Below are 25,432 nucleotides of genomic sequence, written 5' to 3'. Positions count from 1 at the left end.
ATTGAATCCTGATTGGCTCTATTCTTGAAATTTGTTTTCATCAGCAGGGACATTCAGTATTTGCAGTGCACCCTTCATGATTTCAGAAAAAACGGGAGCGGCTACCGAACCACCGTAGTAAAGATCGCCTTGAGGCTCATTGACCACCACAACCAGTGCAACTCTTGGGTCGCTAACCGGGGCAAAACCTGATGTAACAGCGATATACTCATCACTATAACCACCAGCTTCGGCTTTACGAGATGTACCCGTCTTGGCTGCCACTCGGTAACCAGGCACTGCGGCTCTTGTTGCCGTACCGCCTTTTTGGGTTACCCCTTCTAGCATTTGCAGGACCAGTTCAGCATTTTCGCGCTTGATGATCTGCTTAGAGAAACTTCGATCGTTACTCTTAATAATATGAATCGGCTCATACATGCCTTTATTCGCCAGTGTCGCATAAGCATGCGCTAGCTGGAGCGGCGTCACAGATAGGCCGTAACCAAATGATAAGGTGGCAATTTCAAACTTAGACCAACGGCGTCGATTCGGGAAGATACCACTGGTTTCCCCTACTAGGTTTAGACCAGACATTTCACCCAGTCCGACAGAACTATACATCCCAAGCAAGGCTTCTAGTGGCATATCAAGCGCTAATTTTGCTACACCTATGTTACTCGACTTCTTTAAAATCGTTGCTAAATCAGCTTTGCCAACTTTCGATGTATCACGAACACGGCTACCACCAATACGCATGATGCCATTACCAGTATTGATAACCGTATCAGGGTTAGCTGTGCCATTTTCTAGTGCGGCTAAAAGCACGAAAGGTTTCACTGTCGAACCCGGTTCCATCGCATCGGTTAAGACACGGTTACGCATCTTAAAACTTTGCAGGTCAGCACGGTTATTCGGGTTATACGAAGGAGCATTAACCATCGCCAAAACAGCGCCAGTTTTTACATCCAATAAAATTGCAGAACCCGAAGTCGCTTTATGATCAGCGACCGCCTGCTTAATTTCTCGATAGGCTATTGCTTGTAAACGCTGATCAATGGTGAGCTCTAATTGCTTACCTTGTTCGCGCTCCTCTAATGCAATATTCTCTACCACACGGCCATAACGGTCTTTACGTATTGTTCGCTTACCCGCCTCACCAGTGAGCCATTGATCATAGCTGCGCTCTACGCCTTCAAGCCCATGACCATCGATACCCGTCACACCAATCAAGTGCGCACTGATCTCCCCCGCAGGGTAATAACGACGAGATTCAGCTTTAAGGCCAACGCCGACCAGCTTTAGATCTCGGATATACTTAGCCATTGCTGGGCTAACTTGCCTTTGCAGATAAATAAATCGACGGGACTTGTTACTAGAAATTTTATCGATCATCGATTGTCGTTCTAAACCAAGTACATCCGCTAACGCATACCAACGATCGATTTGGGCCATGCCATTTTTATCGAAAATAGTTTTTGGGTCAGCCCATACCGCTTCAACCGGAACACTAACCGCAAGCGGTTCGCCATTGCGGTCTGAGATAATACCGCGAGCAGAAGGAATTGCCTTCACACGTACAGAACGAAGGTCGCCCTGGCGAATCAAGTTATCTGGTTCAATGATTTGGATATAGGCCACACGGGCAACCAATGTCGCAAAGGCAAGGAACACGAAAGCAATAACGACGTTAAAACGCCATTTAATTAGAGTTGAATTAGAATCCTTTTCGCTCTTCACACGCTCTTTCGTTGATTTATTAACGGCTCTCGTGCGTGCTTTTTCCTTTTTAGCGGTCATTTTAGTGTGATCACAACTTCTTTGTCAGAGTCTGGACGTTTCATGTCTAGCTCTCTTTTTGCCGATGCTTGAACACGACTATGTTCAGCTAGTGCTGTCTCTTCAAGCATTAAATTACGCCACTCATCATCAAGTTGCTCTCGCTCTACCAATGCCGTGTCTTTTTGCGTGATCGCCTGACGTGACATATGTGTTGTGAGAACGACCCCCATCGCACTCGCGAAGATACAGATAAGAAGCACCAATGGGACCTTGCCCACAGAGATCAAATCAAAAAATATTATCTTGGCTAAATTAGGCTTAGAGGTCTTCATTGACTAAAGTTTTTCTGCAATTCGTAGTACTGAACTACGTGAACGAGTGTTCTCATCCACTTCATCTTTCGATGGTTTAATCGCTTTACCAACAGGCTTAAGGTCAGCACTACCTAGCGCTTTGATCTGCTCTTCTGTTAGTGGCAGGCCATGAGGTACTTGAGGGCCTTGGCTCTCTTTGCGAATAAAGCGTTTCACCATGCGGTCTTCAAGTGAGTGGAAGCTGATCACCGACAGTCGACCTTCTGGAGCAAGGATGCTTGCCGCACCTTTTAGTGCCGTATCAATTTCTTCAAGCTCACTGTTGATGTAGATACGGAATGCTTGGAAAGCACGGGTGGCTGGGTGCTTTTTCTCTTTGAAGTTTTTTGGCGCTACATCAGAGATAAGCTTAGCCAATTGGCCAGTACGCGTTAACGGTTCGTTCTCTTCGTTCTCTTGATAAGCAATGATGCCTTTCGCGATACGACGAGCGTGTTTATCTTCACCGAATTCACGGATAACCCATGTGATGTCATCAAGATCCGCTTCGATTAACCATTGAGATACCGGATTACCCGTAGTTGGATCCATACGCATATCCAATGGGCCGTCTTTCATAAAACTAAACCCACGCTCAGCATCATCCAACTGCGGTGAAGAGACACCCAAATCCAATAAAACACCATCCACTTGACCGACTAAATCATAACGCTCTGCGTATTCAGCAATACCTGAAAATGGACCGTGAATAATCGTAAAACGAGGGTCATCAATCTTTTGTGCTTCTGCAATCGCTTGTGGATCGCGGTCGATACTAAAGAGTCGCCCATACTCGCCCAGTTTAGACAGGATTGTACGGCTATGACCACCACGTCCAAAGGTACCATCAATGTAGGTACCGTCAGGTTTTATCGCAAGTCCGTCAATAGATTCGTTAAGCAATACTGAAATATGTTTGAATGCTTCTGTCATAGTCTTCTCAGTGAGTGGATTGAGCCATTAGTTCGGCAATAATTGGTTCTATTAACGTTTTAGTGTACTGATTTCACACTGTATCTCCACCATATTGTGTACAGGCTTTGGAATTTTTGCCCCAAATTTATATCAGGATGAAAGATTTTAAGGAAATCTAAATCATTTACGTCAATATAAAGCAAAAAACCCATCACTACCGTTAAGTAATGATGGGTTCTTTATATAGGTGGAGTTGACACATACGCCGGGTTCTGTTCCGCTTGCGCGGTGGTAACCATTCGTCTAGGCCTGCAATCGCTCACAGGCTCAAGCAATCTACCCGCCCCCAAACACGAGCAATGCTATGTGAGGGCCTATTTGATCTTGCTCCGGGTGGAGTTTACCTTGCTACGAACTGTTGCCAGTCGCACGGTGCGCTCTTACCGCACCCTTTCAGCCTTACCTGTGCCTCTTCCGAAGAAATGAGGCCATCGGCGGTCTTCTCTCTGCTGCACTTGTCGTGGGCTCGCGCCCCCCAGACGTTATCTGGCACCCTGCTCTATGGAGCCCGGACGTTCCTCCCCTTTACCAGTCTCCCGAAGGACTTCAACATCAGTTTCCCGAAGGACCTCAATGTCAGTCTCCCGAAGGACATCAATAAAGCAGCGATTACCCGTTCAACTCCGAGGGCGGATTGTATAGAGATTAATGTGCAGTGTCTAGCGAGATCACAAATATGCTGCAAACCGTTAAGCAAGTGCACAAATTTCACACAATTTAGGCACAAAAAAAGGAGCGACGGTATCACCTTCACTCCTTAGAACCTTTTCAATACAAGTTAGCTACTCTATAAAATATAAAGCGCACTCTAGTTGTCTAGATGCTCTAAGCCCCATTTGTATAAAGCGTTCTTTTTCAGGTTATAGATCTCGGCCGTCATCGCCGCTGCTTTTTTAAGGGGCAGTTCTTTGGTTAGAATGCCCAATGTGCGAGTCGCTTCATCAGGCAGCTCTGTGGTTGCTGCTTCACGGTAACCATGAATCAGTAGCACCATTTCACCGCGCTTACGGTTCGAATCTTCTTCAATCCACTCAATCAACTCACCTAATGGCAGACCTTGAATCGTTTCAAAGGTCTTAGTCAACTCACGCGCCAACACAACCTCACGGTCGGGCCCTAGAATATCTAGCATGTCTTGCAGAGAGTCGGAAATACGATGCGGTGATTCATAGAAGATACACGTGCGCTCTGCCTTTGAAATCTCTAAGAACTTGTCTTTACGACCCTTGCTCTTTGGCGGTAAGAAGCCTTCAAAGCTGAAACGATCAGATGGCAAACCAGAAGCACTGAGCGCCGTAATCACAGCACAAGCACCAGGAAGTGGCACAACTCTCACACCCGCTTGACGACATTGCGATACAAGATGGTAACCTGGGTCACTGATTAAAGGGGTTCCCGCATCAGAGACTAATGCGATAGACTGACCTTCTAATAACTTTTCAACTAGAACTTGCGCTTTGGTTTGTTCATTATGATCATGTAGAGCAAACGTTCTGGTCGGTATATTGAAGTGAGCGAGAAGCTTACCCGTGTGACGTGTATCTTCGGCTGCAATAACATCGACACTTGATAAAATTTCAATTGCTCTTTGAGTGATATCTCCCAAATTTCCGATGGGGGTTGGCACAATATAGAGAGTTGGGCTCTCTGTGAGCAAGGTTTTGTTATCTGTCATTTGTTTACCATCACTTCAACGATTAATATAGATACAAATTTATACGGAATTTAAAGAACTCATGGCAACGATGAACCATAAGAGACTCAGTGTACCACGCTTACTCACTCCAATTGCATTAGCAATTACATTGGCGGCTTGTTCTTCAGGTCCTCAAGCACCAACGCGTGTTGATATCACACTCGATCCAGCGCAATCAACTGAAAGTTACATGATCCAGGCAGATAGTAGCAAAGGTAGTCTACAAAACGACTGGTTAATCATGGCGCTTAAAGCTTCTGTGCAAGCAGGAAAAACCGATCAAGCGACTCTACTTATCAAACGCTTAGCGAGACAAGAGCTGAGTGAAATCCAGCAAGCCGAATGGCAGCTAGCTCGAGCGCAGCTGTTGGTTAATAACTCGCAACCAGGTCAAGCCTATAAACAATTGAACTTTCAGCCTTGGTGGAAGCTTCCCAACGAGCAATGGAAAGATTATCACGAGCTACGCGCGGATCTTTTAGAGATGAAAAGCGAATATTTCGAAGCGGCTCGTGAGCTAGTCCTTTACTCTGAATACGCTGACAGCGACGACGAAAGCCAACAGCAAACCGCCGACCGTATTTGGCAAAACCTGAATAGCTACTCTCAATACGAGATTCTTGAACTCAAAACGTCGCCTACAGAAGACGTTCTTGCAGGTTGGTTGCAACTGTCTATTTATACTAAAACACTGAATGCTAACCTTCCTGAACTACAGAAAACACTGTCTGATTGGTTGGCAGAGAACCCGCGTCATCCTGCCGCGACCTACACACCCCAAGCAATCAATGACATTGTCGCTTTAGAGATCAGTAAACCAACCAGCACAGCTCTGTTACTACCATTAACTGGCAAGTACGGTAAGCAAGCACAACTCGTCCGTGATGGCTTCATTTTCGCTATGATGAATGACAAAGAACGTGAAGAAGACGCAACGCTGACTGTGTTGGACACCAACATCCAAAGCATCGTTGAAATAAAAGCAACGTTGGAAGAAAACAACGTAGATTTTATTGTTGGCCCGCTAATTAAGAACAACATAGTCAAGCTTCAAGAAGCACAACAAGATCATGAAAAGGCTATCCCAGCACTTGCGCTAAACATCCCAACTCAACTAGAACCGAATAGCAATATTTGCTATCTCGCCTTGTCGCCAGAGCAAGAAGTCGCTCAAGCCGCGAAACACCTTTTTTCTCAAGGCTATAAGTACCCGCTAATCCTAGCTCCGAAAGGGCGCCTAGGTGACAGAGTTGAGCAAGCGTTTAAGAAAGAGTGGAAAAAATACAGCAACAACGATGTCGCCATGAGCTTTTTCTCTGACAAACGCCAATTACAACGCAATGTGAATCAGGTATTCGGATTACAAGAAAGCCAGCAGCGTATCGCTCAAATGGATGGACTACTGAACCTAGACCTAGAAACCGAGCCTCGCAGTCGTCGCGATATAGATTCAGTCTACATTGTGGCTAAAAACTCAGAACTCACGCTGATCAAACCTTTCATCGAGGTTGCAATTAATCCTGATGCAGACCAACCCGCATTGTTCTCAAACTCACGTAGTAATAGCGGTGATAGGCAGTATGAAGATCTAACAGGTGTTTTTTACAGCGACATTCCTCTGTTAGTTGACAACAAAAACGAACTGAACAAAGAGCTAAATGACCTATGGCCAGCCAACTCAAACGGCCAAAAGCGTCTACAAGCGCTAGGGATGGATGCTTACTACCTGATGGGTGCACTGCCATTGATGAAAGCCGTTCAGGGGCACAGTATTCCAGGTGAAACAGGTGTATTGACCATCGATAACAACTGCGTTGTACAACGTGAAATCAGTTGGGCAGAACATGGGGCTTTTTAGCCGAAAATGTTTAACTAAACCAACAATCACCCACAAACAAGTGGGTGATAAATACGAGGCTATGGCAAAATCTTATCTGATAAACCACGGTTTATCGTTAGTTCAAGAAAACTTCATAGCAAAATGTGGTGAGATTGATCTTATAATGCGCCATAACAACACGGTTGTGTTTGCTGAGGTAAAATACCGCAAGCAGACCCGCTACGGACATGCCGCTGAAATGGTGACAGCCAAAAAGTCACAGAAGCTGCTCAAAACAGCTAATATCTGGCTGATGAAGCAAGGCCTGTCGGTGCACTCTACAGATTTCAGGTTTGATATCGTTGCCATTGAAGGGCCGAATGACAATATCAACTGGATTCAAAACGCGATTACCCAAGGATAAACATGCTAGACAGCATTAAAGAAAGTTTTACAGAAAGTATTCAAATCCAAATTGCGGCTGCAGAAGCATTGCCGGACGCAATCACGCATGCCGCTCAAGCCATGGTTGCGACCTTGCTGAACGGGAACAAAATTCTTTGTTGTGGTAATGGTGGTTCGGCGTCGAATGCTCAGCAATTTGTATCGTGCCTACTCAATCGCTTTGAAACCGAGCGCCCTAGCCTTCCAGCTATGGCACTAATGGCAGACAACACTACGCTAACAGCAGTGGCCAACGACTACCACTATGAAGAGATCTTCTCTAAGCAGGTACGAGCGTTTGGTCAAACCGGGGATATTTTACTGGCTATCTCGACCAGCGGTAACAGCAAGAACATCATTAAGGCAATGGAAGCGGCGGTTACTCGTGACATGACAATCATCGCCTTTACGGGTAAAGATGGTGGCGAGATGGCTGGTCTACTTGGTGAGCACGATGTCGAGATTCGTATCCCTTCACACCGTACCGCGCGCATTCATGAAGTACACATGGTGACACTACACTGCCTATGTGACCTAATCGATCAAGTACTCTTCCCAGCCCACGAAGAGTGATATACGGAGCATCACAATGAAATCATTAACCTCTATGAAGCTATTTAAGCTGATTAGTGTTTCGCTACTTACACTATCCCTATCTGGTTGTGCTGGCCTTTTCATTGCTGGTGCAGCAACCACTGCGAACTTAGTCACTGATACTCGAACAACCAAAGAGATTTGGAACGACAACAATATCGAATTTGAAGTAGCAGCTATTACCAACAAACAACCCTACCGTGGCAATGTTCGCATCACCGCTAGCTCTTACCGAGGTTCAGTGGTATTGATGGGACAAGCGACCACAGACGCTGAGCGTCGTGCTTTTGAAAACCAAGCTAAAGATGTGGCTGGTGTAGAGAGCATCCATAATCAGGTTCGCGTTAAGCAGCCATTGTCTATCAGTGCCATCAGTAACGACAGCTGGATTACCACTAAGGTGAAATCAGCATTGTTGGCTAAATCAGAGCTAAACGGTATAAAAGTGAAGGTAATTACTGAAGATTCAGAAGTATTTCTGCTTGGATTGGTTTCCCGAGAACATGCAGATATCGCGACAGAAGTCGCACGCAATATCTCAGGGGTAAAACAGGTAATACGCGCTTTTGAATATGGTGACGAAGAGACGGCCGTTAACTAGCCTTAAGCCAGTCAATGGAAAGCTATATAGCAGAAAATAAAAAAGCAGCGACGAGTCGCTGCTTTTTTCTTTGGTCGCTATTTAACTAACGCTATTTGATAACACGAAGGCTTGGACGGCCTTTTGCTGGGCGAGGTGGCTCAGAATCTGAGTCAGGCTCTTCAGCATCTACGTCTGCCGTCGCTACGCTCAAAGATGGTCCTTTTTCTGCATCTTCAAAAGGAGCTTCTTCAATCCCTTCTTCAAACGTTTCCATGTAGGCCTCTTCAGGTTCAAACATGGTACCAGCACCATTCTCACGAGCATAAATTGCTTGTACTGCGTAAAGTGGCACAATCACAGAGTGTGGACGACCGCTAAAGCGAGCACTAAATGTCACAGCTTCGTTACCCAGTTCGAGTTGTCCAACCGCACGAGGCGCAATGTTCAGAATGATCTGACCATCTTGAACAAACTCTTCTGGAACTCGTACACCCGGCAAGGTTGCTTCAACAACAAGGTGTGGAGTCAGTTCGTTATCAACCAGCCAGTCGTAAAATGCACGAAGCATATATGGTCGGCGTGGTGTCATATTTGAAATATCCATAACGCTTAGCGAACCAGTCGCATCTCACGCTCAGCTTCAGTTAAAGAAGCTAGGAATGAATCACGTTCAAAGACGCGGTTCATGTACACTTTAAGCTCTTTAGAACCTGGGCCAATCAGTTCGATACCAAGCTCGGGTAAACGCCATAGTAGCGGAGCTAGGTAACAGTCAATTAAGCTAAACTCTTCGCTCATGAAATACTCATATTCAGCAAAGATAGGAGCAAGAGTCAGTAGGTCGTTGCGCAGTTTAACGCGAGCTGCTTCAGATTCTTCAGCATTGCCTTTAACTACCTTCTCTGCAACTGAATACCAGTTACGCTCAATTCGGTACATCATTAGACGGCTATTACCACGAGCAACCGGGTATACAGGCATCAATGGTGGATGAGGAAAACGCTCATCAAGATATTCCATAATGATCTTTGAGTCATATAGAGCAAGCTCACGATCAATAAGAGTAGGTACTGATTTGTACGGGTTCAATTCAACAAGCTCTGCTGGGAGATTTTTCTCATCAACCAACTCAACTTCAACACTTACGCCTTTTTCAGCAAGAACAATGCGCACCTGATGGCTATACATATCAGAGGCACTTGAGAAAAGAGTCATCACAGAACGTTTATTGGCAGCTACAGCCATGGAGCCCTCCAGTACACTTTAAATAAAAACAATGGAGGCCTAAAGCCTCCATTGAACATTAACATAATTTGGAAATTAGCGAGGCATTATAGCACAATTAGTGCACATCACGCCAATACTCTTTCTTCAGCAAAATCACGATGATAGTGAAGATTACTAAGAAGGCCATTACCCACCAACCCATAGCGTGACGCTCAAGTTGAACAGGGTCACCTGAGTAAACCAAGAAGTTAACAAGGTCACGAACTGCTTCGTCGTATTCACCAGTACTGAGTTCGCCAGAGCCGTCAGTTTCAGTACCAACAACCACTGTTACCTCTTCGCCATCTACCATATGAGTATCGTAGATTGGCGTTGGAATACCTTGCAGCTCTTCAAGAACATGCGGCATACCAACACTTGGGAAAACAATGTTGTTCACACCAAATGGACGAGACGGATCTTCATAGAAAGTACGAAGGTATGTGTATAGCCAGTCAGCACCACGCACACGAGCCACCAAGGTTAGGTCAGGTGGCGGAGCACCAAACCAACTTGCCGCTTGTTCTGATGGCATAGCGTTAATCATTAAGCTACCGACTTTCGCTTCCGGATCGAAAATCAGGTTTTCCTTCATTAGATCGACAGGGATCTCTAAATCATTCGCAACACGCTCATAGCGTTGGTACTGCGTTGAGTGACAAGCGAAACAGTAATTCATAAACAGCTTAGCGCCGTTTTGCAATGAAGCTTTGTCAGTTAAATCATTGTTCGCTTTGTCTAATGGTACGTTTGCACCCGCTGCCATCGCCAGTGACGGCAACATAGCAAATAAAATTACAATCCACTTTTTCATTTGAATGTCACCCTTTCTGGTAATGGTTTCGTCACTTCATTTTTACTGTAGAACCACAGTAGAACGAAGAACATGAAGTAACCTAAGCTAAATATTTGAGCCAGTAGCGTATACGTTGGCGTTGCTGGAAGCGCACCAAGTATACCAAGGGCAATAAAGCTTATTGTGAATTGGATGATATTAATTAAATGCAGTTTGCTACGGTAACGGTAAGAACGCACTTTACAACGGTCGAACCATGGCAGTAGGAATAGCACCACAATAGATGCCCCCATTGCTAAGACACCTATCAGCTTATCAGGAACAGCACGAAGTACAGCATAGAACGGTGTGAAGTACCAAACTGGAGCAATATGCTCTGGTGTTTTCAGTGGGTTTGCAGCTTCAAAGTTAGGCGGCTCAAGGAAGTACCCACCCATCTCTGGGTTAAAGAACAGTACATAACAGAACAAGAATAGGAAGCCGGCAACACCAACCATATCTTTCACAGTCCCGTATGGGTGGAAAGGGATAGAGTCGATGATGTCGTATTTCTTCGTGTAATCCTTGTGGAATGGGAACTGAGTTTTATAGTCGTCGCCCATTGTACCTTTAGGAAGCTTAGTTTCGATACCGTCAGGGTTATTCGAACCAACTTCGTGCAGCGCTAGTACGTGAAGTACGATAAGCAGCAATAGTACGATTGGTAGAGCGATAACGTGCAGTGCGAAGAAACGGTTCAGCGTTGCACCAGAGATGATGTAGTCACCACGGATCCACAGCGTTAGGTCATCACCAATAACAGGGATTGCACCAAATAGAGATATGATTACCTGAGCACCCCAGTAAGACATTTGACCCCATGGTAGTAAGTAACCCATGAAAGCTTCAGCCATAAGTACTAAGAAGATCAACATACCGAAGATCCAAAGTAACTCACGAGGTTTTTGATAAGAACCGTAGATTAGACCACGGAACATATGCAGGTAGATAACGACGAAGAATGCCGAAGCGCCCGTCGAGTGCATGTAACGCAGTAACCAACCGTATTCCACATCACGCATGATGTATTCAACAGATGCAAATGCGCCATCGCCAGATGGTACGTAGTTCATTGTTAGCCAAATACCGGTAAGGATTTGGTTAACCAGTACCAACATTGCTAAAGAACCAAAAAGGTACCAAAAGTTAAAGTTCTTAGGCATTGGGTATTCAGATAAGTGCTTTTTATAAGCATTCATCGCGGGTAGACGTTTCTCTACCCAATCAAGAAGTCCTTGCATTATGCGTCTCCCTCGTCCACACCGATCATGATCTTAGTGTCACTCAAATACATATGCTTTGGCACCACAAGGTTCAACGGTGCCGGTACACCTTGGAATACTCGGCCTGCCATATCAAACTTTGAACCATGACAAGGACAAAAGAAACCAGACTTAACACCCTGAACTTGCTCTGCGAAAGAATCAGGCAAATAAGTAGGAGAACAACCTAAATGTGTACAGAAACCAACAGCAACGAAGAATTCCGGCTTAATCGAACGGAACTCGTTCTGTGCGTATTCTGGTTGTTGTTCAGTTTCAGATTGAGGATCACGAAGTTGACCACCGATCGACTTTAGGTTCTCAAGTACCGATTCAGCTCGGCGTACAACCCATACAGGCTTACCTTGCCACTCGACACGAACCATTTGTCCCGGTTCTAACTTACTGACTTCCACTTCCACCGGTGCACCTGCAGCTTTCGCCTTGGCACTCGGGTTCCATGATTTTATAAAAGGCACGGCTACAGCAGCTGCTCCTAAACCACCAACAACGGCTGTTGTTGCGGTTAAGAAACGCCTGCGACCGTTATTTAAAGGCGCGTTGCTCATCCAAACATTCTCCCATTTGCTCTTTATGGATTGAAATTATTCCGATTAAAGAGCATGGCTAACAAAATATGTATTTAGTTCTATTTATTGACGGCAAATGATAAATAAAACCCTACTTTTTGACAAGATAAAGCTACCTTTTTGTAACAATCATGAGGCAAAGCGCACATTGGGTTACAAAAGCTTTCAAAATATAAGAATTTGGAAATAAAACGAGGGATGGAAAGCATTTAGAGGGGGGTATAAAAACAAAAAGCCCGGCATATAGCCGAGCTTTGAACCACAATTCCAGTAATAAAACTGAGAGCGTGTGCTTTTTCGTAAAGAAAAATTAACGCTTAGAGAATTGAGGTTTACGACGTGCTTTACGTAGACCAACTTTCTTACGTTCAACGCAACGAGCGTCACGCGTAACATAGCCAGCTGCACGTAGAGCAGGACGTAGAGTTTCATCGTACTCCATAAGAGCGCGAGTGATACCGTGGCGGATTGCGCCAGCTTGACCAGAAATACCACCACCAGAAACGGTGATGTAAAGGTCAAGTTTCTCAGTTAGTTCAACTAGCTCAAGAGGTTGTTTAACAACCATACGAGAAGTTGGACGACCGAAGTAAACATCAAGGCTACGCTTGTTGATTACGATCTCACCAGAGCCTGGTTTGATGAAAACACGAGCTGCTGAGCTTTTGCGACGACCAGTGCCGTAGTATTGATTCTCTGCCATTGTCTTAATCCCCTTAGATGTCTAGTACTTGTGGCTGTTGAGCAACATGGTTGTGCTCAGCACCAGCGTATACTTTTAGCTTACGGTACATTGCGCGGCCTAGAGGACCACGTGGTAACATACCTTTAACAGCTAGTTCGATAACCATCTCTGGCTTCTTGTCGATCAACTTTTCGAAAGTGATAGACTTAAGACCACCTGGGAACTCAGAGTGACGGTAGTAAACCTTACCCTTAGCTTTGTTACCAGTTACAGCAACTTTCTCAGCGTTAACAACGATGATGTAATCACCTGTGTCTACGTGAGGAGTGTATTCTGCTTTATGCTTACCACGAAGGCGAGAAGCGATTTCACTTGCTAGACGGCCAAGAGTTTTGCCTTCAGCGTCTACAACATACCAGTCGCGTTTTACAGTTTCTGGTTTAGCAACGAAAGTTTTCATGCTAATAATTACCTATTTAAAAAATTTACACTTAAGGAATACTCGCGTATTCCCACTGTCTAAGAGTTACCATTCATCACCCCTTCGAGTGTTGGAAAACTCTTGGCATAACGTGATTTTACTCATCGCTAGAGGCCCGCAGTAACGGTAGGTCGCAGGATTATAGAGAAGAGCGAAGAAAAAATCACCTCTTTTTGAACAAAATCACGATTTTTTTAATTCTATTTCTTATTCGAGATAATCAGAGCTAGCTTAAGTGTTCTTTTGCCAAATATTCATGGCTCTGCATTTCGATTAAACGAGACTGACAACGTTTAAATTCAAACTCTAGCTGGCCATGGGTATACAATTTTTCTAGCTCAACTTCCGCTGAAATAATCAATTTCACGTTGCGCTCATAGAACTCATCCACTAACGCAATAAAGCGTCTTGCTGCATCATCTGAAGTTGCGCCCATTTGCACAACATCCGCCAACAGAACGGTGTGATAAACCCGAGATAGCTCTATATAGTCATTTTGGCTACGCGCCGACTGACAAAGCTGAGCGAAAGTGCCGTGTAAAACGCCATCACTCACTTTAATGACATCCAGCTGACGGTGATTGACCTCAATCTGTGTGAACTTTTCTTTATCGTCACCAACTAACTGGGCGTAATATTTTTCGAGATTGATATTCGCTTGGCTATCCAGCGGGTAATGATAAATTTCAGCCTGCTCTAAAGTACGTAGACGATAATCAATGCCGCTATCAACATTAAGAATGTGGCAGTTATCTTGAATAAGTTTGATAGCGGGTAGGAAACGTGCTCGCTGCAAACCATTACGATACAAATCCGCAGGCGGAATGTTTGAGGTAGCAACCAAAATAACATTTCGAGCAAATAACTCTTGGAACAAGGTGCCTAGGATCATGGCATCCGTAATATCTGAAACGAAGAATTCATCGAAACAAACAATATCCGCTTCTTGCTTAAACTTATCCGCAACTAAAGGCAATGGATCACTGACATTCCCGAGCGCTTTTAACTCGTCATGTACGCGATACATAAAACGGTGGAAGTGAACTCGCATTTTTTTAGTGGTTGGTAGTGCGTCGTAAAACGTATCCATTAGATAAGTTTTCCCACGCCCGACACCGCCCCAAAAATAGAGACCTTTAGGTGGCTGTGGTAATTCTGTTTTTTTGCCCAGTAATTTTTGAAATCGAGTCAGTTGAGGAATGGGCGTATTCATGTAATCTTGGAATTGATGAAAAAGTTCATCTAAAGATTTAACAGCTTGCTCTTGTGCTGGATCTCTTTGAAATCCATGTTCTTTTATATCTTGTTCGTATTTTTTAACGGGATTCATGACGATATTTCCACAATGAAAGCGACATCAGACAGCGAAGAAAAATGCACCTAAACAGTACGAGAGAGCATGACATGCGGCGAATAAATCAGCATCAAACTGCTAGGTAGCGCACACGCATTTCTCTTTATACTGCGGCTTTCTCATAGTACCATGGAGCAGTATCACGTGTAACCAAGCAGTAATAAACATGTTAAAAAACAATAATAAGGAGCTGTTATGTCTTGGATGTATGCCGTTGCCGGTTTACTAGTAGGAGTTATTTTAGGAGTCGCTATTTCTCGTTTTATGACACCGGAATACAAAAAGCAAAAGAACGTACAGAAAGAATTAGATAGCGCAAAGTTTGCCCTTGAACAGCAACGACAAGAGCTTGCTGATCACTTTGCGAAATCAGCAGAAATGTTAGATACCTTAGGTAAGGACTACACGAAACTGTATCAACACATGGAGAAAACAAGCTCAGAGCTAATCCCAAACATGCCAGAGCAAGACAACCCATTTGTAAAAACAGCTGCTGCCCATTCAGATAAGCCGCAAGAGAAATCGACATCTAAAAAGGAAGCTCTTGAAGAGCAACCTAAAGATTACGCCAATGGTGCAACGGGTTTATTTAAAGAACAAAAGAAAGAGATCATTGATACTCCAGATGTTGTCACAGCAAAAGCATCGTAAACATTTAACAATTCAATGAACTTTACAAAGGTTTTTGAGTCATAACTTTCACTCAGGTCACTTGAAACTTCTCATACTTATACCAAATATGAGAGATGTAAGACCTTAACTAGAGAGGAGTTTATGATGAAAAAACCTTTGCTTGCTTTATCAGTACTGACCTTAAGCTTAAGTTCAATCATCACCCCAATTCAAGCGACAGCTGCACTTCCCCTAAATGTCGGTAATGAACAGTTACCGAGTTTGGCCCCTATGCTTGAGCAAGTTACCCCCGCTGTAGTGAGTATTGCCGTCAAAGGCAAACAGGTACAACGTCAGCGAATCCCTGAACAATTTCAATTCTTTTTTGGTCCAGAACAAACACGAGAGCGGCCGTTCCGTGGGTTAGGTTCTGGTGTCATCATTGATGCTAAGAAAGGCCATATCGTGACCAATTACCATGTAATTAATGGTGCCGACGATATCAAAGTAAAACTTCATGATGGCCGAGAGTACGATGCCGAGCTCATCGGTGGCGACCAAATGTCTGATATAGCATTACTCAAATTGGAAAAAGCCAAGAATCTCACCCAAATAACAGTCGCAGACTCAGACAAGTTGAGAGTCGGTGACTTTAGTGTGGCGATCGGTAACCCATTTGGACTTGGGCAAACGGTGACATCAGGTATTGTTTCTGCACTAGGTCGTAGCGGTCTAAACCTAGAAAACTTTGAAAACTTCATCCAAACGGATGCCGCGATAAACAGTGGTAATTCTGGTGGTGCACTGGTGAATCTTAACGGTGAACTGATTGGTATTAACACCGCCATCCTTGGTCCGAATGGAGGTAATGTCGGTATCGGTTTTGCTATTCCATCCAATATGATGAAAAATCTAACAGAACAGATCCTCAATTTCGGTGAAGTAAAACGCGGCATGCTTGGTGTTCAAGGCGGAGAAATCACCTCTGAGTTAGCAGAAGCGCTAGGGTATGAATCCAGTAAAGGTGCCTTTGTCAGCCAAATTGTCCCCGACAGCGCCGCAGACAAAGCAGGTCTCAATGCGGGCGATATTATTGTTTCTATCAATGGCAAGCGTATTGATACCTTTAGTGAGTTAAGAGCTAAAGTGGCAACCTTAGGTGCAGGCAAGCAGATTGAACTTGGTGTAGTTCGTGACGGAAAGCGTAAGAGCTTTGATGTAACCCTTGGTGAATCGAGCAATAGTAAAACACAAGCAGAAAAGCTCCATGAAGGACTTGCCGGTGCAGAGCTTACTAACACAACAGAAAGTGACTCAGCAACGGGCGTTAAAATATCGAGTGTAGCTCAGGGCTCACCAGCAGAGGCCTACCAACTGCTCAAAGGCGACATCATCATTGGCGTAAACCGTCAACCAATTAAGAATCTTGCTGAATTTAGAGAGCTCCTTGAGAAACAACCAGGCATATTGGCGCTTAATATCCAGCGAGGCGATAGGACTATTTACCTCGTTATTCGATAGTTATACGTCAGCGTAATAACAGGGAGGCTCAGTAAGTTTGCTTTAAACTTACTCAGTCTCCCTTTTCTTTAGATGAATCAAAATGCTATGCTTCGTTAGGATGTGTGATCTTTCTAGCTGATTTTGACAGCGAAAGACCGACACGCCCTAGTAATCAAGTCAGTCATCCATCTACGGATGCTTCATACCTTACTTGTTGAAGAGGGAAACATGCTGTCCTTTCTATTTCGTTCTATTTCCCTTGGACTCGTTTCAGCGGTGCTTATTCTTCTCGTATTTCCAAGCTTAAGGCCAGCGATTGTTTCTGATGTTACAAGCCCTAAAGTCGATAATATTACCTCGCTTCAGATTTCGTTTAACCAAGCTGTACGCCGCGCAGCACCTGCGGTAGTAAATATTTATAGCCGTAAGTATGCAGAAAGCGATCGCAGTAAGCTGCTCACTCAAGGTTTAGGTTCTGGAGTTATTGTCAGCGAAAAAGGTTACATCATTACCAACTTCCACGTTGTTGCTCAGGCTGACCAAATTGTAGTAGCACTTCAAGATGGACGCGTAGCCGCCGCGCAACTTGTCGGTTCAGACAAACGTACCGATATCGCGATACTTAGAGTCAGCGGTGATAACCTACCTGTGATTCCACTTAACCCCAATTACAACGCGAATGTCGGGGATGTGGTACTGGCTATCGGCAATCCGTACAACCTAGGTCAAACGACAACCTTTGGTATCATCTCGGCAACAGGCCGATCGTCAATCAGTGCAGACGGTCACCAAGCCTTTATTCAAACCGATGCGGCAATTAACGAAGGTAACTCAGGTGGGGCATTGGTGAACTCACAAGGTGAACTAGTCGGCATTAATACAGCTTCGTTCCAACAAGCCACCGATATGGAAACCTACGGAATCTCTTTTGCGATCCCCTATCCACTTGCTAATAAAATCATGGAGAAGATCATCGCTGATGGTCGTGTCATTCGTGGCTATATCGGCATCGATGGGCAAGACATCAATTCAGTCACATCACGTTTGCTTGGAACTAAGAACATTGGCGGGATTGTTGTATTAGGCATAGATCCGAACGGCCCAGCGGCCGATGCTGGGTTTGAAGCACAAGATATTATTGTCAGTATCAACAATACTCAAGTTAATGGCCGTCAGAGTGTTATGGACATCGTGACTGATCTGCGACCGGGCACAGTCATCGATGTCGGCGTATTACGACAAGGTGAAAGCAAGACACTTAAGGTCACCATAGCCGAAGACACGCGCCTGTAAATCAAGTATCACACTTAGCCGCTATCTACACGGTTTGTCTTATCTATACAGTTTGTTTTATCTACACAGCTTAATGAGCTAGAACACATAGACAAAAAACCCAGCTTTCAAGCTGGGTTTTCTTTTATCAATCATGACATCACACGGCCATTTTTTTATGACTCGCTTGGGTCATCGATATCGATGCGAGTCACTCTCTGCAATCCTCTCGGCAATAAGCCGCCACGACGACCACGCTCACCTCGGAAGTTTTCAAGATCCGCAGGTTTTAAGCCAAGCTTACGTTTACCCGCGTAGATTGTCAGCGTTGCATTCTCTGGGATAGCCATCAAATGCGATACAAACTCTTCGCGCTCTTTTGCTTTCGCAGAAGGAATATTGATGATCTTATTACCCTTACCTTTAGTTAGTTGAGGTAAGTCTTTAATCGGGAACAACAACATACGCCCTTGGTTCGTAATCGCTAAGATCTGGTTACTGTCCAAGTCAGCAATCGGACTTGGCATCATCACTTCAGAAGCTTGTGGCAAGTTCACCAACGCTTTACCGCTCTTGTTCTTAGAAAGCAGATCGCCCCCCTTACAAACAAAACCGTATCCAGCATCGGAACCGACTAACCAGAGCTGCTCATCCTCACCCATCACCACTTGACGGATAGAGGTACCAGGGCTAACGTTCAAGCGACCAGTAATAGGCTCACCTTGGCTTCGTGCCGACGGTAATGAGTGTGACTCAAGGGAGTAACTTCGGCCGTCACTACCCAAGAACACCGCTTGTTGGTTACTCTTACCCTTAGCACTTGCTAAGAATTTGTCACCAGACTTATAGTTTAAGCCTTCAGCATCAACCTCATGCCCTTTAGCATGACGAATCCAGCCTTTCTCAGAAAGCACAACTGTGATCGGTTCACTCGGAACTAAATCACGCTCTGTTAGTGCTTTGGCTTCTGCACGCTCAATCAATGGTGAGCGACGGTCATCGCCATACTTTTCAGCATCCGCTTGAATTTCTTTCTTGATCAGCGTGTTTAAACGACGCTCAGAACCCAATAGCTTTTCAAGCTTATCACGCTCTGCTTCTAGCTCTTCTTGCTCGGCACGAATCTTAAACTCTTCTAACTTGGCTAAGTTACGAAGTTTTATATCTAAGATAGCATTCGCTTGTGTTTCCGTAATATTGAAGCGGCTCATCAATACAGGACATGGTTCGTCTTCTGTACGAATGATCTCAATCACTTCATCAATATTCAGGTAAGCCACCAGCAAGCCTTCTAAGATGTGCAGGCGAGCGAGTACCTTATCGAGTCTGTATTGCAAACGACGGCGAACCGTTGTACGACGGAATTCAATCCACTCTTTTAGGATTTGAACCAGACCTTTAACTTGAGGGCGACTGTCTAAACCAATCATGTTCAAGTTAACGCGGAAGTTCTTCTCTAGATCCGTCGAAGCGAACAAGTGACTCATCAGTTGATCACAGTCGATACGGTTCGAACGAGGAACCACGACGATACGCGTTGGGTTCTCGTGATCCGACTCATCACGCAGATCGTCAACCATTGGTAGCTTTTTAGCGCGCATCTGGTTAGCGATTTGCTCAAGTAGCTTAGCGCCTGACACTTGATGAGGCAGAGCGGTGATAACAATATCAGAGCCTTCTTTGTGCCAAACAGCGCGCATCTTGATGCTGCCTCGGCCAGTACGGTAAATCTTTTCAATATCCGATTTCGGCGAGATGATCTCTGCTTCCGTTGGATAGTCAGGACCCTGCACGCTTTCCATGATGTCCGATAGCTCAGATTTAGGGCTATCGATCAACTTAATGGTTGCCTCGGCAATCTCACGCACATTGTGTGGTGGAATGTCGGTTGCCATACCTACCGCGATACCCGTGATACCGTTTAGTAAGATATGAGGCAGACGAGCTGGCAGCATTTGTGGCTCTTTCATCGTGCCATCAAAGTTAGGTTGCCATTCAACCGTACCTTGGCCTAACTCACTCAGCAAAACTTCAGCAAACTTAGACAGTTTCGCTTCGGTATAACGCATTGCGGCAAATGATTTCGGATCATCCGGAGCACCCCAGTTACCTTGACCGTCTACCAATGGGTAGCGGTAAGAGAACGGCTGTGCCATCAATACCATCGCTTCGTAACAAGCAGAGTCACCGTGTGGGTGATACTTACCTAGTACATCACCAACGGTACGTGCCGATTTCTTATATTTCGATGCGGCCGATAGACCAAGCTCAGACATCGCGTAGATAATACGGCGCTGAACGGGCTTCAAGCCATCGCCGATATAAGGCAATGCACGATCCATGATCACGTACATTGAGTAGTTTAAGTAAGCGTCTTCGGTGAACTTGCGCATAGGCAATTGTTCAACGCCATCAAATGTAATTTCGTTAGACATCCATTATACCTCGGCCATATCACCGTTAGTCTGTAGCCATGTACGGCGATCATCTGCACGTTTCTTACCAAGCAGCATGTCCATCATCTCATTGGTCGCTTCGCTGTCATCAATGGTTAATTGAACAAGGCGACGAGTATTTGGATCCATGGTGGTTTCGCGCAACTGAAGTGGATTCATTTCACCCAGACCTTTGAATCGTTGCACGTTAATTTTGGCTTTCTTCTGCGATAGTCGCTCAAGCACACCATCTTTCTCTGCGTCATCAAGTGCGTAGAACACTTCTTTACCGCAATCGATACGATACAGAGGGGGCATTGCCACATAGATGTGCCCTTCTGCAACCAAAGCAGGGAAATGGCGAGTAAACAGTGCACAGAGCAGTGTCGCGATATGAAGACCATCCGAGTCTGCATCGGCAAGGATACAAATTTTACCGTAACGCAGGCCTGACAAATCATCATTGTCAGGATCAATACCCAAAGCAACCGAGATGTCGTGTACTTCTTGTGAAGCCAATACTTGGTCAGCAGATACTTCCCATGTATTTAAGATCTTACCGCGAAGTGGCATCACTGCTTGGAACTCACGGTCACGCGCTTGTTTCGCAGAGCCACCCGCCGAGTCCCCTTCCACGAAGAAGATCTCAGTGCGGCTTAAATCCTGAACCGAACAGTCGGTAAGCTTACCCGGCAGTGCTGGGCCTGACGCGATCTTCTTACGCACAACCTTTTTGCTCGCGCGCATACGGCGGTGCGCATTCGCAATGCAAGCTTCAGCTAGTTGTTCTGCTAATTGTGGCTTTTCATTCAACCAGAGGCTAAACGCGTCTTTTACGACACCAGAAACAAAAGCTGCAGTTTGACGAGAAGATAGACGCTCTTTTGTTTGACCAGCAAACTGCGGATCTTGCATCTTCACCGATAGTACGTACGAACAACGGTCGAAGATATCGTCACCGGTTAACTTCACGCCACGAGGCAGAAGATTACGGAATTCACAGAACTCACGCATTGCATCAAGCAGGCCTTGGCGGAGACCGTTTACGTGTGTACCACCTTGTTTGGTCGGTACTAAGTTCACGTAACTCTCGGTGATCATTTCACCGCCTTCTGGCTGCCAGATGATCGCCCAATTCGCCATTTCCGTTTCAGCAACAAACTCACCGACATACGGGTCTTCAGGCAGTAAGGTGTAACCTTTCACTCCCTCTGCAAGATAATCTTTTAAACCATCTTCATAGAACCATTTGTGTTCTTCACCACCCACTTTGTCGACAAAGGTGATTTCTAAACCAGGGCAAAGTACTGCTTTCGCTCGTAGGTTGTTGATAAGGCGAAGTGTCGAAAATTTAGGACTATCAAAGTACTTAGGATCAGGCCAGAAATGTACGGATGTACCACTGTTACGATTGCCGCAAGTACCTGTTACGGTCAGTTCTGTTACGGCATGACCACCTTCAAGTGCGATCTCGTGAACCTGGCCTTCTCGGCGCACAGTCACTTCAACGCGTTTTGAAAGTGCGTTTACAACCGAGATACCAACACCGTGTAAACCACCAGAAAACTTGTAGTTATTGTTTGAGAATTTACCGCCGGAGTGGAGCTTAGTTAGGATCAACTCAACACCAGAAATCCCTTTTTCAGGGTGAATATCAACGGGCATACCACGGCCGTCATCAGTAACTTCTAGCGATTGGTCTGCATGAAGCACAACTTTAATTTTCTTAGCGTGTCCTGCTAATGCTTCATCGACCGAGTTATCAATGACTTCTTGGGCAAGGTGGTTCGGTCTTTCTGTCTCGGTATACATTCCCGGGCGGTGTCGCACAGGATCGAGACCTTCAAGTACCTCGAGGTCTTTTGCATTATATTGTTCAGTCATAATACGGAGTTTACTCAAAAAGTTTGCGTCAGTTCACTGGCTCTAGTTTCACTAAAGCAGAATCATTACTATGAACCGTCATAGTAGAGCGAACGAGCGAAGTATTGGGGAATATAGTCTGGAAGCTGAGTAATGATGTCAAGCTAGTTCAAAAACTAAGACATCAAACTATGATATTTCACCATTGATAGATGAAATAACAGGCAAACAAGAGAAAATCGATCAGCCAGTGAAGCAGATTATAGCTTTAGAAAGGTGATGATTTGTTGTGGGTAGCGCTCAAAATCAACAAAGCTATGATCCCCACCCTTTTCTACTGTTTGTGTTGCACCTTGGTACTTCTCTATCGCTTGTCGGTAATCCAGAACTTCGTCTTCCGTTTGTTGAAGTAACCAGAAGTCACTCGGGTTTTTGAGAGCCGGAACCTCTAACGCCTTCAATTCCTCGATATGTTTTGCTTCCAGTACATATCGTTCATCTGTGTAAGGATTTACTTGCTCACCCAAATAATCAGCAAGAAGCTCATACGGCTTCACTGCTGGGTTAACAACCACCGCTTTAAAACCATAGTGACTATTAAGCCATGTTGAAAGGTAGCCCCCCAACGAACTGCCGACTAATGCTATCTGGTATTGATCTTTATACTGTTCCACCAACTGCTGCAAATGAAGTGCTGCTTGCTGAGGGAAACTCGGCAGCTGAGGTGCAATCACCTTAATATCAGCACGATGCTTTGCACAGTAGTCAGCCATCACTGTCGCCTTGTGAGAACGTGATGAGCTGTTAAATCCGTGAATATAGAGAAGCAGCGGTGGCTTAGCAGTTTGCTGATTAGAATCAGACATTAATAGCCTCCTACATCGTTAGTCACTGGCATCAATAACCAGCCGCATCGAAATCAGGTAAAAATTGTCCATGAGGCAGGCGACGAACTTGCGTGCTTACCGTGCCGTCTTGATGTAATTCAATCTCTCTCCAGCCTGGAGACAAAGTATCCACCGCAAAGTCATTCGAGTTGGGTTTGAATTGCACACAAGTCGACGGGGTTGCCATAACTTGTACACCATGATGATCTCGATTCATGTCCTGATGAACGTGTCCACAAAGTACGGCTTTCACATTGGTATGCTGTTGGACCACATCCCAAAATTGCTCTGCATCTTTCAGGTTATGTTGATCCAGCCATGCACTGCCAACCAATAGCGGATGGTGGTGTAAAAGAACCAAGGTATTACGTTCAGGGAATTCCGACAATTTTTGCTCTAGCAGATCAAGTTGCTGATCACTGAGGCGCCCGTGCGGTACACCAACCACTTGTGAGTCCAGCATCACCATTTGCCAGTTATCGCCTAGCAAGACGTGCTCAACACACTGTATTTGTGGTGATGGTAGAACACTGCCCATATTAGGCTTGAAGTCATGGTTTCCTGGCAGCCAGTAACATGGCTTTTCCAAAGGCTGAATTCCTGACTCAAATTTCTGGTACGATTCAGCACTGTGATCTTGAGAGATATCACCGGTTGCCAGAATCGCTTGATAGTCAAAGCCTTGACTAACAATGCCATCGACTACAGCACGAAAGCTATCTTGAGTGTTGATGCTTAATAAGCTGCCGTTGCTCGGCGCAAACAAATGCGTGTCCGTTAGCTGAACAAGCTTAATACTGCTCTCATCAAATTTTGAAGTGTGTGATAATTCCAAAATAACAAATCCAGATACGTTACTGTTTAGACTTTAAAGTGTGCTTTAAATAGGCTCAATTAAAAAGTAATTGGGGCTCGACTGATACCGGTTTTTAAACAAAACGTTAACCATTCCCCAAGAAATTTATTCAATTGGAACTTCTCATCCTTTTGCAGAAGCTTAGCGTTGGGGTAGTCGTACTTCGCTTTGACTCGTGAAAAGTCTCCACTAGCGCACACTTCTGCAACTCGAGCGTCGTGATATAGCCTGACAGACATTTTTGGCAAAGGAAACACTGGCATCGCGTCACTCTGACATATGTCTATTAATGTGGTGTATTTTGTGACCTCATTCACTGTCAACTGATAAACCATATTAACGGCTTGATAGCAGCGAACGTCACCAACCTCATGCCCAACCGGTAACAGAGCATTGAGCTTGGCGTAGTTCGTCTCATAAACTCGCATCAACTCAGCAAGATCAACATGATACGGCTTTTTGACCGCTATATTTGGCATGACGTTAATCTACCCACTCTGACTGTAATTCTTGGTAGTTCAATTGCAGCCACTGTAGCGCAATGATCGTGGCTCCATTTTCAAACACACCGTCTTTTACTAACTGATAAGCGGCTTCGCGACTCATCACTTGTACACGAATGTCTTCACCTTCGTAATCCAACCCGTGTACCCCTTTGGCTGTGGTTGCATCAACACAGCCAACAAAAACATCGAGCTTTTCTGAGCAGCCACCAGATGAAGGGTAATACGAAGTAATAGGTAGTACAGATCCGACTTCGACTCCCGCCTCTTCCATCGCTTCTCGACGAGCAACGTCTTGCGGAGGCTCATCCGTATCAATAATTCCAGCAACGATTTCGTATTGCCATGGGATCTCATGCTCTAAAGCACCAACGCGAATCTGTTCAACGATCACGACTTCATCGCGCACAGGATCATAAGGTAGCAAAGCGGCAGCATGACCACGCTCAAACATCTCACGTTCTATTGGTTGGCTCCAGCCTCCCTCAAACAGTCTATGTCTAAATGTATATTTAACCATTTTGAAAAAACCACGAAACAGCGTCTCTTTTGAGACTATTTCCACATCTTGCGGAGTAAACTCATGTCGTTGCTTGTCATACTGTTGCATTTGGTACCTCGCTAAGTGATCTTTACAGTTTACTCATTGTCCGAGTTAACTACCAAGGATAAGGTTCAACTTTTTGTATAAAATTTATAATTAAAGTTAAGTTTAAAAAAATAAATATTGCACAAGTGGACAGTTAATTGTAAAAATGTGCAAAGTTTCGAGTAAATCACCACCAAACTGGGTTAAACTCTTTTAA

General features: G+C 44.9%; 25 protein-coding genes and 1 other RNA gene. 7 read left to right on the top strand and 19 right to left on the bottom strand.

All coding sequences use genetic code 11. The annotated features are described in order from the left end of the window. Positions 1–18: 18 nt before the first annotated feature. The 5 genes from WR49_RS09850 to rsmI all read right to left on the bottom strand — a co-directional run bounded on the left by WR49_RS09850 (position 19) and on the right by rsmI (position 4,761). The gene (locus WR49_RS09850; protein ID WP_046223877.1) at positions 19–1,776 is read right to left on the bottom strand and encodes a penicillin-binding transpeptidase domain-containing protein; all 1,758 of its coding nucleotides are present in this window, start codon (positions 1,774–1,776) and stop codon (positions 19–21) included. Beyond that, on the bottom strand, positions 1,773–2,090 hold the full coding sequence (gene ftsL, locus WR49_RS09845) for a cell division protein FtsL (RefSeq protein WP_017056040.1): 318 nt from the start codon (positions 2,088–2,090) through the stop codon (positions 1,773–1,775). Before ftsL ends, WR49_RS09850 begins: the two co-directional genes overlap by 4 nt. A 3-nt stretch (positions 2,091–2,093) precedes the next feature. Beyond that, positions 2,094–3,044 (bottom strand): 16S rRNA (cytosine(1402)-N(4))-methyltransferase RsmH, encoded by a 951-nt coding sequence (gene rsmH / locus WR49_RS09840; protein ID WP_046223876.1) that lies wholly within the window; start codon positions 3,042–3,044, stop codon positions 2,094–2,096. 227 nt (positions 3,045–3,271) lie between these two features. After that, an RNA gene (rnpB, locus tag WR49_RS20805) (RNase P RNA component class A) lies at positions 3,272–3,711 on the bottom strand. A 183-nt stretch (positions 3,712–3,894) separates the two neighbouring features. Continuing rightward, positions 3,895–4,761, bottom strand: coding sequence for a 16S rRNA (cytidine(1402)-2'-O)-methyltransferase (gene rsmI / locus WR49_RS09835; RefSeq protein ID WP_046223875.1), 867 nt, complete (start codon positions 4,759–4,761; stop codon positions 3,895–3,897). Positions 4,762–4,822: 61 nt separating this feature from the next. On the opposite strand from rsmI, the gene WR49_RS09830 reads away from it, so the two are divergent. From WR49_RS09830 to WR49_RS09815, 4 genes are read left to right on the top strand one after another with little or no spacing between them, the layout of a single operon-like run. Continuing rightward, on the top strand, positions 4,823–6,640 hold the full coding sequence (locus WR49_RS09830) for a penicillin-binding protein activator (protein WP_017056037.1): 1,818 nt from the start codon (positions 4,823–4,825) through the stop codon (positions 6,638–6,640). Continuing rightward, entirely contained in the window at positions 6,627–7,025 is a 399-nt protein-coding gene (locus WR49_RS09825; protein ID WP_017056036.1) for a YraN family protein, read from the top strand. The genes WR49_RS09830 and WR49_RS09825 overlap by 14 nt, the downstream gene beginning before the upstream one ends. Positions 7,026–7,027: 2 nt before the next feature. Further along, positions 7,028–7,618, top strand: coding sequence for a phosphoheptose isomerase (locus WR49_RS09820; protein ID WP_010434705.1), 591 nt, complete (start codon positions 7,028–7,030; stop codon positions 7,616–7,618). Positions 7,619–7,634: 16 nt separating this feature from the next. Next, entirely contained in the window at positions 7,635–8,240 is a 606-nt protein-coding gene (locus WR49_RS09815; protein WP_017056035.1) for a BON domain-containing protein, read from the top strand. A 91-nt stretch (positions 8,241–8,331) separates the two neighbouring features. Here WR49_RS09815 and sspB read toward each other — a convergent pair whose 3' ends face one another. From sspB to zapE, 8 genes are all read right to left on the bottom strand, one after another. Beyond that, positions 8,332–8,826, bottom strand: coding sequence for a ClpXP protease specificity-enhancing factor (gene sspB / locus WR49_RS09810; protein ID WP_046223874.1), 495 nt, complete (start codon positions 8,824–8,826; stop codon positions 8,332–8,334). Positions 8,827–8,831: 5 nt separating this feature from the next. Beyond that, positions 8,832–9,467, bottom strand: a complete 636-nt coding sequence (gene sspA / locus WR49_RS09805) for a stringent starvation protein SspA (RefSeq protein ID WP_017056033.1) — start codon at positions 9,465–9,467, stop codon at positions 8,832–8,834. A gap of 97 nt (positions 9,468–9,564) precedes the next feature. Then, positions 9,565–10,302 carry a cytochrome c1 gene (locus tag WR49_RS09800; RefSeq protein ID WP_017056032.1) on the bottom strand — a complete coding sequence of 246 codons (738 nt, stop codon included), beginning with the start codon at positions 10,300–10,302 and terminating at the stop codon, positions 9,565–9,567. Further along, on the bottom strand, positions 10,299–11,564 hold the full coding sequence (locus WR49_RS09795; RefSeq protein ID WP_017056031.1) for a cytochrome b: 1,266 nt from the start codon (positions 11,562–11,564) through the stop codon (positions 10,299–10,301). Before WR49_RS09795 ends, WR49_RS09800 begins: the two co-directional genes overlap by 4 nt. Beyond that, a complete protein-coding gene (petA, locus tag WR49_RS09790; protein ID WP_017056030.1) occupies positions 11,564–12,154 on the bottom strand; it encodes a ubiquinol-cytochrome c reductase iron-sulfur subunit in 591 nt (196 codons plus the stop codon). Before petA ends, WR49_RS09795 begins: the two co-directional genes overlap by 1 nt. A 331-nt stretch (positions 12,155–12,485) precedes the next feature. Continuing rightward, on the bottom strand, positions 12,486–12,878 hold the full coding sequence (gene rpsI, locus WR49_RS09785) for a 30S ribosomal protein S9 (protein WP_004740758.1): 393 nt from the start codon (positions 12,876–12,878) through the stop codon (positions 12,486–12,488). Positions 12,879–12,891: 13 nt separating this feature from the next. Then, positions 12,892–13,320, bottom strand: a complete 429-nt coding sequence (rplM, locus tag WR49_RS09780) for a 50S ribosomal protein L13 (protein ID WP_017056029.1) — start codon at positions 13,318–13,320, stop codon at positions 12,892–12,894. A 247-nt stretch (positions 13,321–13,567) separates the two neighbouring features. After that, positions 13,568–14,671: a cell division protein ZapE gene (zapE, locus tag WR49_RS09775; RefSeq protein WP_046223873.1), complete on the bottom strand. Its 1,104-nt coding sequence runs from the start codon at positions 14,669–14,671 to the stop codon at positions 13,568–13,570. A 219-nt stretch (positions 14,672–14,890) separates the two neighbouring features. Between zapE and zapG the strand changes: the two genes are divergently transcribed. From zapG to degS, 3 genes are all read left to right on the top strand, one after another. Continuing rightward, a complete protein-coding gene (gene zapG / locus WR49_RS09770) occupies positions 14,891–15,346 on the top strand; it encodes a Z-ring associated protein ZapG (protein ID WP_046223872.1) in 456 nt (151 codons plus the stop codon). A gap of 126 nt (positions 15,347–15,472) precedes the next feature. Beyond that, positions 15,473–16,828: a DegQ family serine endoprotease gene (locus WR49_RS09765; protein WP_046223871.1), complete on the top strand. Its 1,356-nt coding sequence runs from the start codon at positions 15,473–15,475 to the stop codon at positions 16,826–16,828. Positions 16,829–17,038: 210 nt separating this feature from the next. After that, positions 17,039–18,103, top strand: coding sequence for an outer membrane-stress sensor serine endopeptidase DegS (gene degS / locus WR49_RS09760; RefSeq protein WP_017056025.1), 1,065 nt, complete (start codon positions 17,039–17,041; stop codon positions 18,101–18,103). Between the two features lie 155 nt (positions 18,104–18,258). On the opposite strand, the gene parC is transcribed toward degS, so the two are convergent. From parC to nudF, 6 genes are all read right to left on the bottom strand, one after another. Then, positions 18,259–20,517, bottom strand: coding sequence for a DNA topoisomerase IV subunit A (gene parC, locus WR49_RS09755; protein ID WP_017056024.1), 2,259 nt, complete (start codon positions 20,515–20,517; stop codon positions 18,259–18,261). Between the two features lie 3 nt (positions 20,518–20,520). Then, on the bottom strand, positions 20,521–22,401 hold the full coding sequence (gene parE / locus WR49_RS09750) for a DNA topoisomerase IV subunit B (RefSeq protein ID WP_046223870.1): 1,881 nt from the start codon (positions 22,399–22,401) through the stop codon (positions 20,521–20,523). Between the two features lie 239 nt (positions 22,402–22,640). Then, entirely contained in the window at positions 22,641–23,246 is a 606-nt protein-coding gene (yqiA, locus tag WR49_RS09745) for an esterase YqiA (protein ID WP_046223869.1), read from the bottom strand. Between the two features lie 31 nt (positions 23,247–23,277). Then, complete coding sequence (cpdA, locus tag WR49_RS09740; RefSeq protein WP_046223868.1) at positions 23,278–24,102, bottom strand: 3',5'-cyclic-AMP phosphodiesterase; 825 nt, start codon at positions 24,100–24,102, stop codon at positions 23,278–23,280. A gap of 59 nt (positions 24,103–24,161) precedes the next feature. After that, positions 24,162–24,602, bottom strand: a complete 441-nt coding sequence (locus tag WR49_RS09735) for a DUF1249 family protein (protein WP_017056020.1) — start codon at positions 24,600–24,602, stop codon at positions 24,162–24,164. Between the two features lie 4 nt (positions 24,603–24,606). Further along, positions 24,607–25,236, bottom strand: a complete 630-nt coding sequence (nudF, locus tag WR49_RS09730) for an ADP-ribose diphosphatase (RefSeq protein ID WP_046223867.1) — start codon at positions 25,234–25,236, stop codon at positions 24,607–24,609. Positions 25,237–25,432: the final 196 nt, after the last annotated feature.

Origin of the sequence: Vibrio sp. ECSMB14106 (assembly GCF_000972265.1) — a bacterium.
Classification (GTDB): Bacteria; Pseudomonadota; Gammaproteobacteria; order Enterobacterales; family Vibrionaceae; genus Vibrio; species Vibrio kanaloae.
Note: the sequence above shows the minus strand (reverse complement) of the source record. Positions and strands in the feature narration are given on the sequence as shown.

Coding starts and splice junctions, on each gene's coding strand:
- WR49_RS09850 (WP_046223877.1), bottom strand. CDS start 1,776: ATGACCGCTAAAAAGGAAAAAGCACGCACGAGAGCCGTTAATAAATCA.
- ftsL (WP_017056040.1), bottom strand. CDS start 2,090: ATGAAGACCTCTAAGCCTAATTTAGCCAAGATAATATTTTTTGATTTG.
- rsmH (WP_046223876.1), bottom strand. CDS start 3,044: ATGACAGAAGCATTCAAACATATTTCAGTATTGCTTAACGAATCTATT.
- rsmI (WP_046223875.1), bottom strand. CDS start 4,761: ATGACAGATAACAAAACCTTGCTCACAGAGAGCCCAACTCTCTATATT.
- WR49_RS09830 (WP_017056037.1), top strand. CDS start 4,823: ATGGCAACGATGAACCATAAGAGACTCAGTGTACCACGCTTACTCACT.
- WR49_RS09825 (WP_017056036.1), top strand. CDS start 6,627: ATGGGGCTTTTTAGCCGAAAATGTTTAACTAAACCAACAATCACCCAC.
- WR49_RS09820 (WP_010434705.1), top strand. CDS start 7,028: ATGCTAGACAGCATTAAAGAAAGTTTTACAGAAAGTATTCAAATCCAA.
- WR49_RS09815 (WP_017056035.1), top strand. CDS start 7,635: ATGAAATCATTAACCTCTATGAAGCTATTTAAGCTGATTAGTGTTTCG.
- sspB (WP_046223874.1), bottom strand. CDS start 8,826: ATGGATATTTCAAATATGACACCACGCCGACCATATATGCTTCGTGCA.
- sspA (WP_017056033.1), bottom strand. CDS start 9,467: ATGGCTGTAGCTGCCAATAAACGTTCTGTGATGACTCTTTTCTCAAGT.
- WR49_RS09800 (WP_017056032.1), bottom strand. CDS start 10,302: ATGAAAAAGTGGATTGTAATTTTATTTGCTATGTTGCCGTCACTGGCG.
- WR49_RS09795 (WP_017056031.1), bottom strand. CDS start 11,564: ATGCAAGGACTTCTTGATTGGGTAGAGAAACGTCTACCCGCGATGAAT.
- petA (WP_017056030.1), bottom strand. CDS start 12,154: ATGAGCAACGCGCCTTTAAATAACGGTCGCAGGCGTTTCTTAACCGCA.
- rpsI (WP_004740758.1), bottom strand. CDS start 12,878: ATGGCAGAGAATCAATACTACGGCACTGGTCGTCGCAAAAGCTCAGCA.
- rplM (WP_017056029.1), bottom strand. CDS start 13,320: ATGAAAACTTTCGTTGCTAAACCAGAAACTGTAAAACGCGACTGGTAT.
- zapE (WP_046223873.1), bottom strand. CDS start 14,671: ATGAATCCCGTTAAAAAATACGAACAAGATATAAAAGAACATGGATTT.
- zapG (WP_046223872.1), top strand. CDS start 14,891: ATGTCTTGGATGTATGCCGTTGCCGGTTTACTAGTAGGAGTTATTTTA.
- WR49_RS09765 (WP_046223871.1), top strand. CDS start 15,473: ATGAAAAAACCTTTGCTTGCTTTATCAGTACTGACCTTAAGCTTAAGT.
- degS (WP_017056025.1), top strand. CDS start 17,039: ATGCTGTCCTTTCTATTTCGTTCTATTTCCCTTGGACTCGTTTCAGCG.
- parC (WP_017056024.1), bottom strand. CDS start 20,517: ATGTCTAACGAAATTACATTTGATGGCGTTGAACAATTGCCTATGCGC.
- parE (WP_046223870.1), bottom strand. CDS start 22,401: ATGACTGAACAATATAATGCAAAAGACCTCGAGGTACTTGAAGGTCTC.
- yqiA (WP_046223869.1), bottom strand. CDS start 23,246: ATGTCTGATTCTAATCAGCAAACTGCTAAGCCACCGCTGCTTCTCTAT.
- WR49_RS09735 (WP_017056020.1), bottom strand. CDS start 24,602: ATGCCAAATATAGCGGTCAAAAAGCCGTATCATGTTGATCTTGCTGAG.
- nudF (WP_046223867.1), bottom strand. CDS start 25,236: ATGCAACAGTATGACAAGCAACGACATGAGTTTACTCCGCAAGATGTG.